We start from the raw sequence: 19531 nt of genomic DNA on the forward strand, positions 1-19531 counted from the left end.
TCCGGAATGCTAGGCGAGGGCTTCCGCCAATGGCGTTAGCTCTAGTTCCAGACTTTCCGCAACAGCTTCGCACGTTACTTTGCCATCCCAGACATTGAGGCCTGCTGCCAAATGCGGGTCTGACTTGAGCGCGGCTTTCCATCTCTTGTCGGCAATTCGCAAAGCATGGGGCAGGGTCGCATTGTTGAGCGCGTAGGTGGACGTGCGCGCTACGGCGCCGGGCATGTTCGCCACGCAATAGTGGACAATGTCATCGACCACATAAGTTGGAGCATCATGCGTGGTCGGATGGGACGTTTCGAAACAACCGCCTTGGTCGATCGCGACATCCACCATCACTGCGCCGGGCTGCATGATGGAGAGCATTTGGCGGGTGATGAGTTTGGGCGCTGCAGAACCGGGGACGAGCACCGCGCCGATTACGAGATCGGCCTGGGCAATTTCCTGTTCCAGCGTTGCGCGGGTTGAGTAAACTGTGTTGGCGCCCGCCTCGAAATGCGTGGCGAGGCGTTCGAGTACATCTGGATTACGGTCGAGAATGGTAACGTCCGCATGCATGCCGACGGCCATCTGTGCCGCATTGAAGCCGACCACGCCGCCGCCAATGATCACGACCCGGCTGGCATGTACGCCCGGCACGCCGCCAATCAGAACACCGCGGCCGCCTTTTGCTTTTTCGAGGGCTGAGGCACCGGCTTGAACGGCCAGACGACCCGCGACCTGGCTCATGGGTTTAAGCAGAGGCAGGCCACCGGTGCGGTCGGTCACAGTCTCATAGGCGATACACGTCGCACCGGATGCCATCAGATCCTGCGTCTGCTCAGGATCGGGAGCCAGGTGGAGATAGGTGAAGAGAATCTGACCAGGGCGAAGTTGGGCGCGCTCTGGTGCGAGCGGCTCTTTCACCTTGATGATCATTTCGCACGTGCTGAACACGTCTGCAGCGGTATTTGCGATCTCGGCACCAACGGCGCGGTAGGCATCGTCAGTCGCACCGATGCCCATGCCCGCCTGGGTTTCCACCAAAACTTTGTGCCCGCGCGCGGTGAACTCGCTTACGCTTTCCGGCGTGAGTCCGACCCTGAACTCATTGTTTTTGATTTCTTTTGGAACGCCAATCTGCATGCGGAGACTCCCAGAGGGTAATATAACCTAATTTCTCGGGGATATCGTATATAATATGCCTTCATGTCCAGAGAAATCGCGCATCTTGTTTCAATGCGCGGTTTCTCTTTCAAATTTTATTTCGTCTTGAGGGCGGGTCTGCCGGTTTATTCCACCACATTGTCTTCCAGTGAAGCATCCCAGACCGCCAGTGCGCGGTAAAGAGCAAGACTATTCAGGCCGCGATCCAGGTTGGCGAGAATGAGCTGTTGCTGAGCATTGTAGTTTTCACGCTGGGCATCCAGCACCGTCAGATAATCATCAAGGCCCGATTTGAAGCGCTCCTGCGACAGATAGAACGTGACGCCTGTATCGTCTGCAAGCTGTTCCAGAGCATCCAGTCTGCTGGAGATAGTCTCTGATACGGCAAGGGCGTTTGCAACTTCGCGAAACGCTTGCTGAATGGTGCCTTCATAGGTCGCGAGGGCCGCGTCGGCATTCGCGCGGGCTGCGTCCAGATTTCCGCGTCTCGTGCCGAAGTCGAAGATGGGCACCGAAACGCTCGGGGTGAAGGTCCAGCCCGTCGCATAGTCGCCTTCAAACAGGTCCGCCAGGTCGCCGCCGACCACGCCCGCGCCGCCTGTCAGGGAGACAGATGGGAAATAGGCAGCGCGCGCGGCGCCTATATCGGCATTGGCCGCCAACAGATTGCGTTCTGCCTGAATGACATCCGGGCGGCGCAACAGAACTGAGGAAGTTTGGCCAACCGGCAGGTCCAGCACAACGGGAGATGGGGTCAGTTCGACGTGCGCTTCAATGGACGGTGGCAAGTCTGTTCCCACCAGATAGCGCAGGGTATTCAGGTCTCGGCGGACAGTTGCCCGGAATTCTGCCGCTTGTGCCTGGGCTGACGCAACAGACGCGGACGCGCGACGCAAGTCAATTTCGCTGGCAGTGCCTGCATCGAACAGAGCCTGTGTGAGGTCCAGGCTTTCATTCTGACTGCTCGCCGTCTGTTCTGCCAGTCTCAGCAATTCCTGGTCTGCGGCGAGTTGGAGCCACGCTTCCGCGACAGATGCCACAAGGGAAATCTTGGTGGCGCGTTCGCCTTCGACACTCGCCAGATAGGTCTGCAGGGCGGCGTCATTGGTGTTCCGGATACGCCCGAAGAAATCGAGTTCCCAGGCAGAGACCCCTATTTGCGCCGAAGTGCTGTCACCGAAAGAAGACGAATATGTTGCGTCATCCCGAAAGGTGTCGCCCATCTGCGCGCTACCGGACCCGGTGAAGGTAGGCCAGAAACCTGACCGGGACGTGACGAGGTTCGCACGTGCCACCTCGACAGTCGCGGCGACAGTTCGCAGGTCGCGGTTCTGGTCCAGCGACAGATCGATCAGTGTACGCAACTCATCCGACTGAACGATGTCTTGCCATGTGAGTGTCGAAACTCCACTCACCGAAGGCTCCGAAACGGGAAGCTCGGTGGGCACGGGCGCTGTCGGGCGCTCATAGTCTGGCGCCAGATTGACGCAGCCGGTCAGGACAAGCGCACTGAGCGGGGAGGCGAGATATTTTTGACGGCTCATGCTTGATCTCCGGATGCGGCAGGGCGTTGACCGCGCAGGCGTGTCGTAACCTGGCGAACTAGAACATAGAAGAGAGGGGCGAACAGCAGGCTGAAGGTCATGGCGGCTATAACGCCGCCCACCATGATCCAGCCCATTGCATTACGGCTTTCTGAGCCTGCGCCGGTACTGAGGGCCAATGGCAAGACACCAAAGCCGAAAGCAAACGACGTCATCAAGACGGGACGAATGCGCTGTCGTACGGCTTCGATGGTTGCCGTGACAACATCCTTGCCTTGATCTTCGAGGGTCCGCGCGAACTCAACGATCAGGATCGCGTTCTTGGAGGCCAGACCAACAGTCATCAAGAGGCCGACCTGGAAGAAGACGTCATTAGCGAGACCAAAGAGATTTGCCGCAGTTACAGCGCCAGTAACGCCAAGTGGGGCGACCAGCAGGACCGATACTGGAATTGTCCAGCTTTCATACAGGGCAGCGAGGCAGAGGAACACGAACAGAAGAGACAGGATGTATAGCATCGTTGCCTGGTTGCCTGCTTGACGTTCCTGACGGCTGAGCCCGCTCCATTCAAGAGAGATGTTGCCAGGCAACTGGCTGACCATGTCTTCCATGATCTGCATGGCTACACCGGAACTTTCGCCCTCTGCAGGAGATCCCTGGATATTGATGGCAGGAACGCCGCCAAATCGTTGGAGTTGAGGAGAACCATAGGACCATTCGCCGGACACGATCTCGTCAAGCGGAGTCATCTCGCCGGACGAGGTACGCACGTGCCACTTGGAAATGTCTTCCGGTTGCATGCGGTCTTCCGCATCCCCCTGAACATAGACGCGCTTGATACGGCCCCGATCGATGAAGTCGTTCACATAGCTTCCCCCGAAGGCCACGGACAGGACGCTTGTGGCATCGGCAACAGACACGCCCAGAGCTTGAGCTTTCTGGTAGTCGAGATTCATCTTGAACTGTGGGCCATCGTCACTGCCATTTGGACGGACACCTACCAGGCGCTGATCCTGAGATGCCATACCAAGAAGTTGGTTGCGGGCATCCACGAATTCAGCATGGGTAAGTCCAGCTGTGTTCTGGATATAGAGATCGAAGCCATTCGAGTTGCCCATTTCCCGAATAGGCGGTGGGACAATCGGGAAAATTTGAGCTTCGTCGATTTGGGACAGCCCGCCGAACGCGCGGCCTGCGATGGACTGGACGGAGTTTTCCGCGCCTGGGCGTTCAGACCAATCATTCATGGCTGCGAAAGCCATGCCATTGTTCTGGCCCTGACCGACCACGCTGAAGCCAGCGACGGTGAACAGGCCTTTGATATTTCCCTGCTCACTCTCGGCGTAATATTCCCGGACATCATCCATTACGGCGGCCGTCCGTTCGAGTGTTGCGCTTTCGGGCAATTGAACAATTGTCATCAATGTGCCCTGGTCCTCGTCAGGCAGGAACGCCGTGGGCAGGCGCACAAATAACAGCCCGGTAACAGCGATGATCGCCGCAAACGTTCCGAGCATGATCCATCTGCGACGAATGATCCGTGTGACCGCGCCTTCATATGCATTGGTGAGTTTGTCGAAGCCGGAATTGAATGCGCGCGCCGGGGTCATATACCATGACTTTCCGTTCCCGGAGGATGGCTTCAATAGTGTGGCGCACAAGGCCGGTGACAATACCACCGCGACTAGCACGGACAGCGCCATGGCGGACACGATCGTAACCGAGAACTGGCGATAGATAATGCCGGCAGACCCCGGGAAAAAGGCCATAGGCACGAAGACGGCGGATAGGACCACGGCAATACCTACCAGGGCTCCAGTGATCTGCTGCATGGATTTCACGGTGGCGTCATAGGGGGAGAGGCCATCTTCATGCATGACCCGTTCAACATTCTCCACCACAACGATGGCATCGTCCACGAGTAGGCCAATGGCCAGCACCATGGCGAACATGGTGAGTGTGTTGATGGACATGCCGAACAGGAGGAGCACGGCGAACGTGCCGAGCAAGACAACCGGAACCGCAATGATCGGGATCAGCGACGCGCGAAAGCTTTGCAGGAAGATCAGGATAACCACAAATACGAGGACAATCGCTTCGTACAGCGTTTTTTGGACTTCATGGATCGAGGTTTCGATGAAGGGTGTTGAGTCAACGGGGAACTGGTACTCCAGATCGTCTGGAAAGGATGGCGACATGTTCCTGACGGCTTCCTTGACTCGCTCGGCTGTTTCGAGCGCGTTTGCGCCCGTCGCCAAGGAGATTGCCACACCCGTTGCCGGCTTGCCATTGAAGCGGGCGATGGTTGAATAATCCTGGGCGCCGAGTTCGACCCGCGCGACATCTTCCAGCCGGACGGATCCACCCGCAGGCGTTGTGCGGATCAGCAGCTTCTCGAATTGCTCTGGAGTGGACAACAGGGATTGAAGCGTCACGGTGACGTTGATTTCCTGGCCTGGCACTGAAGGGGCTCCGCCAAGGGCGCCCGTGGCGACTTGTGCGTTCTGAGCCTGGATGGCTTGCGTCACGTCGGATGGAGTAAGCTGGTATTGGGCAAGCTTTTCAGGCTGTAGCCAGATACGCATCGCATATTGCGATCCGAACACCTGAACGCTGCCGACACCGTCAATGCGGCTGACTGTGTCATAGACGGTCGAGCGAACAAAGTCGCCGATGTCGATCTGGCTGAGTGTGCTGTTTGGAGAATAAAACGCTGTTACCAGCAGGAAGCTGCCGCTTGCCTTGCTGACGGTCACGCCCTGGCGCTGCACTTCTTCCGGGAGAAGCGGGGTTGCAAGCGAGATCTTGTTCTGGGTTTGAACCTGAGCGATGTCGGCATCGGTGCCAGGTTCGAAAGATAGCGTGATCGACATAGACCCGTCAGAACTCGACGAAGACGTGATATAGTCTAGCCCATCCAGACCGGTAAGTTGCTGCTCAATGATCTGCGTGACCGCATTTTCCACCGCTTCAGCGGATGCACCCGGATAGCTTGCTGAGATACTGACCGTTGTGGGAGCGATATCTGGATACTGAGCGATTGGGAGCGCGCGGAGCGCCATACCGCCCGCAAGCATGATAATGATTGCAATCACCCAGGCGAACACCGGGCGGTCAATGAAGAATTTAGCCATGTCGAGTGTCCAGGTTTCGCTAGTTCAGTTCGCTGCGCGAGTCGCGGGCGGCGGAGATTTGTTCTACGTTCGAGATCGGATCAACTGTCACACCTGAACGCAAGTTTTGCAGATTCGAGATGGCAATTTTTTCACCTTCCTCCAAGCCGTCCAGCACAATCCATGAATTGTCGTTGTATTGCTCTACCTTGATGGCGCGCTGCTCGATTGTATTGTCATCTTTGACAACCATGACGGAGGCTTCGCCCGTGGGCGTCCGTGAGACGACCGATTGCGGGAGCGTGATGACATTTTCGTACATGCCAGCAACGAAGTTTGCGCGGACGAACATGCCCGGCAGGATGATGCCATCCGGATTTGGCACGAGCGCGCGCACCGCTACTGTGCCGGCACTTTCGTCGACATTGATTTCGCTGAATTCGAGCTCACCTTGCAGTGGATAGGTCGTATCGTCGCTGAGGATAATGTTCACTGGTACCGTGTCGATCCCGTTGGAGGCAACCCGCCCGGAGGCAATCTGGCGGCGCATGTTGAGTACGCGATTGCTGGAGACGGTCAGGTCTACATAGATCGGATCGATTTGAAGAACGTTGGCGAGTGATTCAGTCTGGTTCTGAGTGACCAGCGCGCCTTGTGTGACGGATGATCGTCCAATGCGCCCCGCGATGGGGGAAGAGATCCTGGTACGGGCAAGGTCAATCCGTGCGCGGTCCAGAGCAGCCTTTTGAAGCGCGATATCCGCTTCGGCTTCCTGGGCCGTGGCCGCAGCCTGGTCATACTCCTGCTGGCTGACGGCGTTGATCTTTGCGAGGTCGGCGAACCGGTTGGCGGTTTCCTTGGCCACGTTTGCAGAAGCCTGTGCACGGGCCAATGCGGCCTCGGCACTTCTCACGTCGGCGGCGTACTCGTCTGCATCAATCTGATAGAGTGCCTGACCGCGGGAGACGAGGTCGCCTTCCTTGAACAGCCGCTCCTTAATGATGCCGGTGACTTGCGGGCGGATCTCGGCTTCGGCGTGGGCCCGCGCGCGTCCAGTCAGCTCAACGGCATTGGGGACAGATACCAGTTCGGTCGTGAGGATCTTTACAACTGGCGCTGGCTGTTGCGGAACCTCTACTGTACTGCCCTCGTTACCACAGGCCGTCAGCAGGAAGGCGACGGACAAGGTCGCGGCCGAAATACTTTTTCTTAGAACTTCCATGAGGATTCCTTGACGAGCCGAATGGCTTCCATATAACAATTCTAGAATGAACGCTCTATCTAGTGTTGCGGTGCAGCATGTCAAGGATAGGGCATAGTGGAATTTAGGTGTTTTTCTGCATGACAGTTATGAGCAAATCGAAGACGGCCGCTAAACGAGAGAGTCGCGTTGCAGAAATTCTGGACTGCGCTGAGATTCACTTCGTCGAGAAGGGATTCCATGGCGCGGGTATTTCGGGGATTGCCAAAGAATGTGGCATCAGTGTTGGCCATCTGTATCACTACTTTGCGTCTAAGGACCTGTTGATAGAGGCTGTGGTGGAGCGCGAACTATTGCGCCAAAAAGACAGAATGGAAGACTTCCGCAATCTGGACGGCGCTGAAATCCGAGATCAAATCGCTCCACTCGTCATCGACATTATTATTAAGCATCAGGACCCGTTCCGCACGGTTTTGAATTTCGAGATACTTGCCGAGGCGCAGAGAAATCCGTCGGTTGCGGAGATCTTGCAGAACTATGATCGTGAAATACGGGAAGAGTTTTGTGGCGTCTTGGAGAATGCCGGAATTACAACGCCTGTTTTGCGGACGGAGATGTTGTTTACCTTGTTTGGCGGCATCCCGGCCCGCACGCTGAGGCATCCCGAGCATGAACGTCCGCAATTTATCGAAATGATGAAGCCGATCATCACGAAGATTCTTGCAAGTGACGACCTTCCTGTAGAGTAGAGCGAAACCATAGCGATATCGCGGTTCATTCTTCCGCATCGATGAATATGTCCAAGCTCGCTCTGAGAGTGGAGTTGCTGGAGCCACTCGTACTCGCCAGCTGGACGGCGCGAGTGTCACTGGTTGGATCCAGCACCGGGAGCTGGAATCTCAACGCAGCATATTTGTCTAAGCTATCGGCATAGGCCGGGTCCCGAGTATAGACGGATCGGGAAACCATGTCGGGAAACAGGATGCTGGACCGTATCAATGGTGCCACTCCCAACCTCAGAGTATCGAGGCTCCGATAGACCTCGAAATGGATATGTGGCGGACGTCCTCGATAAGTGCCTGGGTACACAGTCCGAAAGTTTACGCGCCCTCGTTGGCCTGTGATCCCTATACCACGTAGATAGTTTGTATCCGGGCGATTGAAGACGGAGTACTCGCCAGCTGCGTCGGCGTGCCAGACATACATGGCATAACGGGAAAGCGGCTGTTGATCTTCCGATAGAGACTGCAAGCGCAAGTGCAAGTCGAGAGGCGCGCCATACGCCTCTCCTGAGAAGCCATTGAAGCCACGTGTTATATCGGTTCGAATAAGGCCTGCGCTGGCCCACAGACTTGCCAGGCTCGGGCCAGGCTGGAACACTTGCTCTTTCGGATACGCTTCGGGCTTGTTGGCCGCTGGCGGGAGGGCTGGTGTCCGGGTAAGTGCCGAGGGTCTCGTGATAGGCACTTGGGACTATTGCCGGCGTCCGGGAGGAGGTCCGCGGCGCTGGCTATCTTGCGGCATGGTGGGTTCGCTGGAATCGACTGCGCGCGGCGCTGTCAGAAGTTCTGCGCGTGATAGAAGCTCATCTTGGTTTTTATCGATCCGATCGAACGTATCGATTAGCCGTATTCGGAATTCTGAGGCCGTGATGGCTCCATCAAGATTGCTGTCGAAGGCAATAGGGCTGGGGAGCGCATTCAGGTCGCCAAGGGTCTCAGCTGCCCAATTTGACATCTGCACCGCAGATTGATGTACCGGATTGGGCCCAGCCAAGGCGCGCCATTCGAGATCAATACCATTGTCAACTTCTTCGTGTGATACGAAGTGATCGTGATTACTGTCCATGCTGACGAAGAGTAGTGCCACTGGTGGGGCAGACAGGCCTTGCGACCGAGCCGGGCGTGCGCGGTCTCCGCCATCGCGACCGCTGGCACCTGGCCCCTTGCGCGGGGAGGATGTGCATGCGGCCACCAAGGACATTCCAGCAACCATCAGGACGGTGGCTTTCATTATTCCTGACAGTCGTTTGCGACGGGAGGAAGAGGGGGTGAGGGAGGTGTCACAGGGTGAGACGTAGGGGGGGTGTGACACCTCCCTCTCATCGCATCGGTCTTGGCACCCAAAGGGAGGCTCGGTGTTCAAGGGGCGGACGGGGACTGTCCTGGTGGATGCGATGATTTCGGTGTTTGAGATCGAGACTTTCTCTTCAGAGCGAACGGAAAAGGGGGTGGAGTTAGACATATTGGGCGCTCTTGATGCAGTCTCTGGGGACGAAGTGCCGGGAAGTTTCCCTGCGTCGATGAGAACAAGATGCCTCAGCCATGTTGAGAGGATATGCCAGTTAAGAGGAAAGTGATGGCAATATATGTCAGGCTGCAACATGACATTACAGGCTTGAAAGGTATGGGTTTTCAGCTGCAACATCCGCCATTCAGAGTGACCTGCTGCGGCGGCGTTCGAAGCGCGGTTTAACTGCAGTCACGACACACCTTGGCAACAAGTTTATCCTATTTGTAATCATCAGATCGACGACACATATTCAGGAGACTGTGGAGATGCCTGATCCAGAGACCACAACACCCGAACACATTCTTGTCATTGATGATGACCGCGATATTCGGGAAGATTTGAAATCTTATCTAACGGAAAATGGCTATCGCGTGTCGACGGCCGAGAATGCACCTGCTGCGCGCCGGGCAATCCATTCCGAAGAACCGGACCTGATCCTGCTCGACGTAATGATGCCGGGCGAGGACGGAATCAGTCTTTGTCGCTCGATCGTTCGGCTTACCGCAATTCCGATCGTTTTCATCAGCGCGAGAACAGATGAGATTGACCGGATTGTCGGTTTGGAAGTCGGTGCAGATGACTATGTTTGCAAGCCATTCAACCCGCGTGAGCTGCTTGCGCGGGTGCGGTCTGTCCTGCGGCGCGCGAATGGTCGCGAAAGAGAAATGACGCCTGAGAAAACGCGCTATTTTGAGTTTGACCGTTGGACGCTTGACACGGCGAAACGCACAATGACCCGCGATGATGGCGTGATCGTCTCCTTAAGCACTGGCGAATTCCAATTATTGATGATCTTTATAGCCCGACCACAGATCGTGCTGTCGCGCGAGCGGATCGTGGAACTGTCTCATGCCGAAGGTGCAGATGTGTTCGACCGCAGTGTCGACAGTCAGGTGAGTCGATTCCGGAAAAAGATCGAACGGGACCCCAAGAACCCGGATATTGTCCAGACCGTTTGGGGCGGAGGATATGTTTTCGCAGCTGATGTGAAGAAACTGTGATGCTGGCAAGGTTTGATACGCTTCTTGCACGGATTGTAATTCTGGTGTCCGCCGCACTTCTATCGACGTTTCTCGTGGTTTACCTTCTGGTTCAGTTCGAGATGTCCTCACAGAAATTGCAGCCGCGCACGGCACTTCATGTGGCAGCGATCGCCTTGGAAGAGCTGCAGGCTGACGGTTGGCCCGAGACACTCTCCGAGCAGGAGCTGAAGCGGCTAAGCGTGGACGAATACATGCTTTCCGAATTCCCGAATGTTGAACCATTTAATTGGGTTTTGGCAGATCGGATGCTGGAGCGATTGGGGCTGGCCGCGAATACACCAATCGGTATTTCCTTAACCGGCATCCCCAATCATCGCCCGGACGATTTTGGCGGCCGTCCAAATCGACCAGATCGATACTCGGATAATCTGTCAGGCGCTCCCAGGCCGCCACCGGGAGGCGGCCCAAGACCTTCGAGCCGCCCATACCCCGGTACGCAGCAGCGAGCCGCAGTCTCACTAATGGTCTCAGACGGTGTCTGGGCAAATCTGCGAACTGTAAACATCACGACCAAAGGGTCAGGACCGGGGCTGTTGCCGGTGATCGTTCTGGTCGTATTCATGGTAGGGATCGGCATCTGGGCGGCTTTGAATGCGATCAATCCGTTGCGGCAGATGGCCAAGGCTGCCGACACACTTGCGGCGGATTACAAACACGCACCACTGGTTGAAGAGGGCCCGTATGACGTGCGTGAATCGCTGCGAGCTTTCAATCGCATGGGCCGCCGCCTCGAGACCACGGTGGCTGGCCAGCGCCAGCTGCTCGCAGCGATTGGTCATGATTTGCGGACACCCATTACCTCGTTGAAACTGAAAGTCGAGATGCTGTCAGATACGAGTGAGCGCGAGCGGATGAGTCGTGCTTTAGCGGAGTTGGAGCGCATCACTGAGGCCGCACTTGCTGCGGCGACGGCTGGCCAATCAGATGAGCCTTTCCAGCCGCTGGACATGTATTCGTTGGTCGACAGCCTTATTGAAGACTTGCGGGATCTGGGCCTCTCTGTCTCGTTCGATGAAACCGATGTACGCCCGATTGTCATGGGTCGATCAGATGAACTGACACGCGCCTTGCGCAACTTGATTGAAAATGCGGTGCGCTATGGAGACACGGCGCATGTTTGTCTCAGTGAGCAAGCCAGCAAGGCTATTGTGACGATCCATGACACTGGTCCGGGAATCCCGGAGGATGCTTTGGAGCGTGTATTCGAACCTCTTGTTCGATTGGAACAGTCACGCAATCGCGAGACCGGTGGGCATGGGCTCGGACTTCATATCGCGAAGAATCTGATTGAGGCCCATAGTGGATACATCGAACTGTCGAACTCCCCTGCTGGGGGGCTGCTCGTCACGCTGACCCTACCCCTGAAGGCCGCTGGCTGACACGTGGTCAGAACCGGGTGGAGGTGCTGAAACGGAAGGATTCGGTGCGGTCATACTCTTCGCTCTTGAGGATATGGCTGAAGTCGAAGCGGATTGGGCCGAAAGGGGAGGTCCAGTAGACGCTGAGGCCCGTAGATGCACGCAACGACAAGTCATCTTCGATCAACTGAACAGCGTCACGGCCATAGGTGTCCGTGAACTCGACCGGGTCACTCTTGTCTATGTCGCTCAACAGGCCGACCGCGCCCGCTTCCAGGAACAGCCCCGTCTTGATGCCGTATTCTTCCGGCAGATAGTTTGGCATCGAGATGTCGAGGCTGGATTGATAGAATGCGTTCCCGCCAAGCGCGTTGAGACGCTTTACGGTTTCTGTGCCGTCATCATTCTGGATAATCTGCACAATGCGCGGCCCGAGACCCGCCGTGTCGAACCCGCGGAAGCTGTTGCCGCCCTTGAAGAAGCGATTATTGATGCGCACGCCTTGGGGGGTGGTCTGTCCGTATTCGGATTCGGCATCGCTGGTGCCATAGGGTTCGATATATCCACCTGATAGACGCAGACTGGCTGTTATGCCCTTCGCAATACCCTGGTAGATATTCATCGAAGCGTTGGTGCGAATGAAGTTCACGTCTCCGCCGAGGCCTGCAACGTCTTGACCAAACATGAGGTCGAAACCACCAGTGGGCTCTATAGGATCATTCTTCATGTCGAGAAGGAGATTGTACCCGACGATTGAGGAAATCTCTGATCGTTCACTGGAGCAAAGCGTGTACCTGTTGAGATAGCGCGCGTCGCAGACATCCACGATCAGCGAGCCATCCGGCAACGGCACGTCATCAGCGGTGAGGTAGGCGACACCCACGATGTCATCGCTTGTGTCTCCCGGAGTGTCATTGTCATCAACAGTGTATTCGGTTGTCAGGCGCTCGCCGCTGTCGGAGTCAATCACGATGCTCTGATCGACGACGTCGATCTTGTCGTTTTGCAACGTATATTTCAAGCCAAGTTGCAGCCGGTCTGACAAGGGAAAACCTAGCTGCCCGCTGACACCTACAGATTCAGTCGTGTAGCCGCCAAGATCGGTGTCAGAATAATCGAGTCGGGTAGCAAACGCACTCACACCTGCGGACATGTCACGGTCGAGGAAACGTGGCTCCGTATACTGCAAGTCCACAATTTGCTGCAGGCTGGATGTGGACAGGCGGGCAGACGCGGATTGCCCGCGCCCGAGCACATTGCGCTGTGCCACGCTCACATCTACGAGGAAAGATTCTGAGGATGAGAAGCCAGCCGAGAAGCTCATCTCACCAGTGGGCTGCTCAGTGACTTTTACATTCACGTCAATTTGGTCAGGGTCCGCAGTGGGAACCTCGGTAACTTCGACGTCCTTGAAGTAGCCAAGGGCTCGTGCGCGGTTGCGCGAGCGATCCAGCAAGATGCGGTTGAAGGCATCACCTTCAGTTACGCGCAATTCCCGCCGGATCACGCGATCGAGCGTTTGGGTATTACCGACAATATTGATGCGATTGATGTAAACGCGTGGACCTTCATTGATATGAAAAGTCACGTTGACTGTATGCGTTTCGAGATCGGCAGAGATTTCAGGGCGCACATCAATAAAGGCGTAACCTCCGATCCCCGCGACATAGGTCAGGCCATCAATTGAGTTTTCAATTGTGTCGCCGCGGAACAGGTCACCGGATCGCGCTACCAGTGACGCTTTCAAGGCGTCCGTGTTGAGCTTTTCCAGCTCGGTTTCCACATTGATCTCGCCGAAGCGATAAATCTCGCCCTCGTCGATTGTGTAGGTAATGTAGAAATCCTTCTGATCAGGTGTGAGTTCTGCCACGGCTGACTCCACGCGGAAGTCGTAATACCCCTTGTTCTGGTAAAATTGACGAAGCAATTCGCGGTCATATTCCAAGCGACCTGGGTCGTAATTGTCGTTTGATGAGAAGAACTGCCACCAACGTGATTGACGGGTGACAATCTCCGACCGAAGACGGTCGTCTGAATACGTTTCATTTCCCAGGAAGTTGATCGCTCGTACACCAGACACAGGTCCCTCTGTTATCGAAAAGACCACATCCACACGGTTCTGATCGAGCGGCACATATTCGGGCGCTACTTTCGCCGCGAACCGGCCGGATTGGCGGTAGAGTTCCATCACGCGCTGCACGTCTGCCTGCACGCGAGCGGCGGTGAATACGCCGCGCGGCGATATCTGGATTTCTTCGCGGATCTTTTCTTCCCCGAGCGATTTGCTTCCTTCAATCATGACCCGATTTACAATTGGGTTTTCGACCAACGTGATGATGAGTTGGTTCCCGACCCGGTCAAAATTTGCATCAGCAAAGAGGCCGGTTGCGAAGAGAGATTTGAGGGACAAGTCGATACGGTTCGCGTCAAAAGGTGAGCCAGGTTCGACAAGAAGGTAGGACATCACGGTTCGGTCTTCGATCCGCTGATTGCCATTGACAATGATGGCTTCGATACTTCCTGTGCTGTCTTCTGCGCCCACCTGCGCAAGCGCCGTCGGTTGCAGCGGAGCGGCGAGCGCAGAGAGTATCAGGGAGAGCGCAAGTGTTTTGTTTTTGTGGCTCATGAAGTCGGCATCCAGAAGAGAGAAATGGTGTCTGAGAGATCAGAAGCGGAGTTTGACGGCGGCGTTAGCCGTCAGGGCGGTTGCGTCGGCTGAAAACTCACCATCCACGCCAAACCGGATTTTCAGGAGTTCGGACCCAGCCAGCAGCGAGAGTCCCACCGTGGCGGCATCTTCGAACACCTCGGTCGCGCTAAGTGTAAAACTGTCCTCATAGCCGACAAATCCAGCGTCGACCTCGTAAGGTGTCGAAGACAGCGTGGAGCGATAACCAATATCCAAACCAGCCCGGACCATCGGCTGGTAGCGATTGGAGTTGTTGTGACTGGTATAGGCCGGGCCCGTGCGAGACGAGTCTGCGCCCCCCCGCCAGACATAGGCAAAGCCGAGTCCGGCATCAGCGGTTACACGGTCAGTGCTGGCGTCGCTGACCCATAGGTTCAATCCGTTTGATGCCGTTTCTGAATATCCGTCCTGATCAAGTTTGAAATAGTCCAGACCAATTGATGGCGTCATCCTGAACGCTCCGGACCCGAATTCGGTCGATGCCAGGAGTGAAGCCGCGGTGGTCATCCCATCCCACGTGCCGCTGACCTCTGAAACATACTCGTCGAACTCGATTTCTCTGTAGCTGGAATGGTCGACCTTCGCGATCTGGCCAACGGCCTGAAGATTTACGCGCCCGATCTGTTCCGTCGCATACACCCCGACCCCCAGGCTTTTCATGGTCACAGGATTCTCGCCGCCAGTTTTTTCCTCGAACTTGCCGTCGCTCATCGTCCCCATGATGCCTATTGCATCTATGCCTAGCAGTGAGCGATCGTACCCTAGAGCGATGCCGAGGCCGCGGCCGTCATATCCCGGCCCATCGTCAGACCCGTCATAGCTGACATGGGAATAGGTCTCCTGCACCCATACACCATTTCCGGATTCACTGGAGCTACGGGTGAACTCCAGATGGCTTCTCAGCGCGCCAAAAGCGGCGTTCGACTGGGATTCCAGATAGCGCGTTGCGGCATCAGTGCGCTGAGGCAGTAGCAAATTGTAGGCCTCAAGAAAGTCATGTTCGGTCGAAAGCTGCGTGATGGCAGATCCGACATCATCGTCATTCGTGGCAACGTTGAGTATAGCGGAGAGGGCGCGGGACTGGTTCGTGTCGAGACTGAGTTCCTCCGCAGTCTTGAGGCGAAAGTCCAGATTGAGTTTATCTGTATCAGACGTCTCTGTCTCCAGCGATACATTGTATATCCACGGTACATTTTCGGTCGACAACTCAGCGGTGTCTTCTTCGTATGTCAGTGTACCCGCTTCGATCAGTGTTACCCCAAAATCACCGTCGATGAATGACGTAAGTGTTGGGCGTACCAAAGTATCGCTGCCCAGTGCTGCGGCTCCGGAAACAGATAGAAAGGCTGTGGTCCGCAGGTTCTGAGGATCAATTTCGAATTCAAGCGTTGAGCCATCCGTGACGGAGAGGGAGGCAAGCTGCAAGGACGTGTCTTCAAGCAGGACAATTTCAGAATCTGAAATTGTCGCGGCCAGTCTGTAAGCATCGCTCGTCAGATTACCCGTGAGCAACGTTGAAGATAGGAAGTCGATCGTTCCACTCGCAGAGCCGAAGTCGAAATCTCCCTCGATCTCACTCTCCTCAATACGCAGGTTGAGTGTGTCGCCCTCGAAATAGGTGTCTCCCAGAAACTCGGCATCAGATAGGTCGAAAGTTGCGGCGCCGGCACCAAAGTAGATGTCGCCTGCCAGACCCCCGTCCAGAATCTGCAGTATGTCATCGCCGGTTCCGAACCGGACGTCGCCATAGATTGTAGGTTCGGTCACATCGTCTTCATCGATTTCGTCATCGCCGTTCACATCTTCAGTGGGAGTTTCCTGATACTGGATGATGGTTGCGCCGGCCGTTTGTGCGGACAGGTCAATGGCGATGGACGATCCTGTTTCCGAATCTTCCCGTCCGTCTGAAATGAGTAGGCCTGATATCGCGCCGGTATTGGTTATGTATCTTAGCGTATCACTTTCATCGGTGATCGCCGTTGCTGCGCCACCATAGCCATTCGATGAAGCGGTGATGGATCCACTATTCAGGATCGCTTCCAGCGTACTTCCATTGGAAATGAACAACGCTTTGGCGGTGTCGTCCGTTAACGTATAGGTCGTTGCGGCGATGGATCCGGAGTTTTCGAGAGTGCCGATTGTGGTGCCATTGCCGAGCAGAAGGCCTACGGCGGAAGCCTCGTAGGCGGTTCCTTGAATTGTGCCGGAATTCAGTATACCGCCGTCAATTGTGACCGTTCCGGTTCCGTCTTCTGATCCGGAGATGGAGAGCGCCGTCGCGTCGAATCCGATATTCATGCCACTGGCATAAATCGTCCCGCGATTGATGAGTCCCTGATCAAAAGAAAACGTGGCGAGTACTTCATCCACGTCATCGTCGTCATCATCATCGGTGGTATCGCGAACGGTTTCTACGACGCTCGAGAAGACTACATTCTCGCCAGCTTCGGCTTCGATGGCGAGCGCGGGGGCTGAACCATAACTGTAGATTCTTCCAGCAGTTCGATTCTCATCAAAATCGTCGACGGTATCCTTCGTCTCGTCATCCTCATCCTCTTCGGATGTGAAGTCGTCGACCGCGCCATTGATCAGCAAGCCTTGTCCCAGACTGCCCGTGATGCGGACGCCGTTCGCATTGTCGTAAAGGTCGTCTGCATCGCGGCGATTCTCCACCGCGTCAGTATCGTCATCGATATAGACGGGCGCGATATAGTTGGAAGAACTGGTGCTGGTGAATCCGGTCGAGCTGATTGAACTCTCAATCGTCACATTGCCGGAAACATTCCCATCAATTGTGACAGCTGATGCATTCTCACCCTGAACCGTAATGGCGCCGCTGATCAATACATCACTGGCGACGTCATCTTCGAGGCTCAGACCCAGGGCGTTGTCGCCGATAACCGAAATTGTGCCCTGTTGCGTGTAATCGCCATCGAGTGCGGATCCGATGTGTACGCCCGCTGAATCATTGCCTTCTATGTATAGCGTGGAGCCATGATCGAGCAGGATATTACCTGTGATCGTGCCACCATTCTCGACGTCGATGCCCACGCGGTTCGTCCCGATGGCGAGTGGCCCGTCCACATCGTCATCATCGTCTTCGTCTTCCCGGTCATAGTCTTCCGACAATTCGATGGAACCCGTGTGGGTGATGCCTGTCGTCGTACCCGTTCGGACAGCAATAGCGGTGACGTAGTCGGTGTCTTCTGCGAGAATTTCGCCATCATTGGTGATGGTATTGTCGGAGTCGACCGTAATCGCGGTGGTACCTGGCAGGTCGCTGAGATCAATTTCCCCATCTTCAGTGATTGTAATGTCGTCGGGCTGTCCGTCATTCGCGGTGGAGGTCTCGACGGGGGCGACGGTGGATTCCTCGATTTCGACGGCCCATGCAGGGAGGGCCGAAGCCATACCCAGAACAATAATCAGTCCACGTGCAACCACCTCAGGAGCGGATTCCTGTGGACCGGAAGCGTGCATCCTTAAAGGATTGTTATTTAATGAAAAAATGTTCATGTTGGCGCGCTCCAGATCGTCCTGTCCCAATGCGTTACGGGAGCGTCTTGTCTGAACTTTGCCGAAATGTGCGGCTTGTCAGCGAGAGTGTGTCAGCCTGACATAATTGGCGGGACATTGCTGTCGTCTTCCGCTTTCAGGATTCATGCGCAAGCAAATGATCTGCAACATTCTGGTGACAAAGCTGTGGTGAAGGAGCGGGCTTGAGCCGGGTTTGCTGGAAAGTGCAATAAAATGCCGGTCTTCGCGACGGAATTTGAAACTTGGGTCGTTTAACCCGGGAACATGTTCACAGCCAGAATTGCTGGAAAGAGACAAGAATGAGAGTTTTTGGGAAACGATCCCGCTGGATCATCGCGATTATTGTCGTATTGGCAGCAGGCGGTGCCGTATGGTTTGCGAAGTCAAACTTGGCGAACTCCACAACGCCGACTTATGAAACATCAGCCGCACGCACGGGTGATATTGAAGTTACGATCTCGGCAGCAGGTACTCTTGCGCCAAAGGAGATGGTTGAGGTTGGCGCACAGGTCTCGGGTCAATTGGAAGAGTTGTTCGTTGATGTCGGCGACGAGGTCGAGAAGGGCCAACTCCTTGCGCAGATCGATGCCACGATTGCACAGAACACGGTCGAAGCCCAACAAGCTCAGTTAAACTCGCTATATGCCTCGAAACGTCAACAGGTGGCTTCTCTGAAACTTGCAAGGGCCGAGTCTGAACGCGCCAATATGCTGTTTGAGGCCGATGCCATTGCGCGCGCTGACTATGAGGCCACGGTATCGGAATTGGAGATCGCGGAAGGGAAGCTCGACGCTATCAATGCGCAGATCGCGCAGCAGACCTCCAGCCTCCGTGCCGATGAAGCCAATCTGGAATTTACAAAGATTTACGCTCCGATGGCTGGTACAGTCGTTTCGCTCAGTGCGTCCGAGGGCCAGACCCTCAATGCCAACCAGACCGCACCCGTCATCATGACCATCGCGGATCTCGGTATAATGACGGTGGAGGCCGATGTCTCCGAAGCAGATGTGTTGCGCGTATCAAAGGGGCAGCAAGCCTGGTTCACCACGCTGGGCGATTCTGATCACAAGTGGCAAACCGAAGTTCGTCAGGTTCTTCCCACGCCCGAAGTTGTCAATGACGTCGTGCTCTACAAGGCGCTGCTCGATATTGAGAACCCCGACGGAATTCTACGAAGTGATATGACTGCTCAGGTCTTCTTCATTCTGGGGCAAGCCGAAGATGCCGTCCTGATCCCGGTAACGGCCTTGCAATCACGTCCCGAGCGCCCGGAGGGCGCACAAGCTCGGCGGCCTGCGAGACCTGAAGGCGAAGCCGCCCACGGTGATCGTGTTGGCGACGGCAGAGGCCAGGCTATCCGTGAGGCACGCGCGCAATATCCCGACGCAGAAATGGGTATGGTTCTGAAAATGGATGCGAATGGCGAAGCTGTCCCTCAGCCTGTTTTGGTTGGTCTTCAGACGCGTACAATTGCCGAAATATTGTTCGGCTTGTCTGAGGGTGATGAGGTCGTGACCGGGCAAGTGAGCATTCGTCCGAAACAGGCGACCGAGCGTGCCGGAAATGACCGGCCGCGCCCTATGGGTCCACCCCCGGTTTAGGACTTCA

General features: G+C 55.7%; 12 protein-coding genes. 4 read left to right on the plus strand and 8 right to left on the minus strand.

What is annotated here, in order from left to right:
* Positions 1–9: 9 nt before the first annotated feature.
* The 4 genes from ald to L53_RS02950 all read right to left on the minus strand — a co-directional run bounded on the left by ald (position 10) and on the right by L53_RS02950 (position 7025).
* Positions 10–1125 (minus strand): alanine dehydrogenase, encoded by a 1116-nt coding sequence (gene ald, locus L53_RS02935; RefSeq protein ID WP_034811353.1) that lies wholly within the window; start codon positions 1123–1125, stop codon positions 10–12.
* 146 nt (positions 1126–1271) lie between these two features.
* A complete protein-coding gene (locus L53_RS02940; RefSeq protein WP_034811355.1) occupies positions 1272–2690 on the minus strand; it encodes an efflux transporter outer membrane subunit in 1419 nt (472 codons plus the stop codon).
* The gene (locus L53_RS02945; protein WP_034811357.1) at positions 2687–5824 is read right to left on the minus strand and encodes an efflux RND transporter permease subunit; all 3138 of its coding nucleotides are present in this window, start codon (positions 5822–5824) and stop codon (positions 2687–2689) included. Before L53_RS02945 ends, L53_RS02940 begins: the two co-directional genes overlap by 4 nt.
* 19 nt (positions 5825–5843) lie before the next feature.
* Positions 5844–7025 carry an efflux RND transporter periplasmic adaptor subunit gene (locus tag L53_RS02950; protein WP_034811359.1) on the minus strand — a complete coding sequence of 394 codons (1182 nt, stop codon included), beginning with the start codon at positions 7023–7025 and terminating at the stop codon, positions 5844–5846.
* Positions 7026–7144: 119 nt separating this feature from the next.
* Between L53_RS02950 and L53_RS02955 the strand changes: the two genes are divergently transcribed.
* Positions 7145–7753: a TetR/AcrR family transcriptional regulator gene (locus tag L53_RS02955; RefSeq protein ID WP_034811361.1), complete on the plus strand. Its 609-nt coding sequence runs from the start codon at positions 7145–7147 to the stop codon at positions 7751–7753.
* 25 nt (positions 7754–7778) lie between these two features.
* Here L53_RS02955 and L53_RS16165 read toward each other — a convergent pair whose 3' ends face one another.
* On the minus strand, positions 7779–8471 hold the full coding sequence (locus L53_RS16165; protein WP_156947793.1) for a hypothetical protein: 693 nt from the start codon (positions 8469–8471) through the stop codon (positions 7779–7781).
* A gap of 6 nt (positions 8472–8477) precedes the next feature.
* Entirely contained in the window at positions 8478–9017 is a 540-nt protein-coding gene (locus L53_RS02965; RefSeq protein WP_034811364.1) for a hypothetical protein, read from the minus strand.
* 545 nt (positions 9018–9562) lie between these two features.
* Between L53_RS02965 and L53_RS02970 the strand changes: the two genes are divergently transcribed.
* Both L53_RS02970 and L53_RS02975 read left to right on the plus strand, forming a co-directional pair.
* A complete protein-coding gene (locus L53_RS02970; RefSeq protein WP_034811366.1) occupies positions 9563–10297 on the plus strand; it encodes a response regulator in 735 nt (244 codons plus the stop codon).
* Complete coding sequence (locus L53_RS02975; protein WP_051607498.1) at positions 10297–11718, plus strand: cell wall metabolism sensor histidine kinase WalK; 1422 nt, start codon at positions 10297–10299, stop codon at positions 11716–11718. The genes L53_RS02970 and L53_RS02975 overlap by 1 nt, the downstream gene beginning before the upstream one ends.
* Positions 11719–11725: 7 nt before the next feature.
* Here L53_RS02975 and bamA read toward each other — a convergent pair whose 3' ends face one another.
* Complete coding sequence (gene bamA / locus L53_RS02980; RefSeq protein ID WP_034811368.1) at positions 11726–14323, minus strand: outer membrane protein assembly factor BamA; 2598 nt, start codon at positions 14321–14323, stop codon at positions 11726–11728.
* 39 nt (positions 14324–14362) lie between these two features.
* Positions 14363–17830 carry an autotransporter outer membrane beta-barrel domain-containing protein gene (locus L53_RS02985; protein ID WP_034811371.1) on the minus strand — a complete coding sequence of 1156 codons (3468 nt, stop codon included), beginning with the start codon at positions 17828–17830 and terminating at the stop codon, positions 14363–14365.
* Positions 17831–18222: 392 nt separating this feature from the next.
* Between L53_RS02985 and L53_RS02990 the strand changes: the two genes are divergently transcribed.
* The gene (locus L53_RS02990) at positions 18223–19524 is read left to right on the plus strand and encodes an efflux RND transporter periplasmic adaptor subunit (RefSeq protein WP_034811373.1); all 1302 of its coding nucleotides are present in this window, start codon (positions 18223–18225) and stop codon (positions 19522–19524) included.
* Positions 19525–19531 lie beyond the last annotated feature (7 nt).

Source organism: Hyphomonas sp. L-53-1-40, from assembly GCF_000682775.1.
GTDB lineage: Bacteria > Pseudomonadota > Alphaproteobacteria > Caulobacterales > Hyphomonadaceae > Hyphomonas.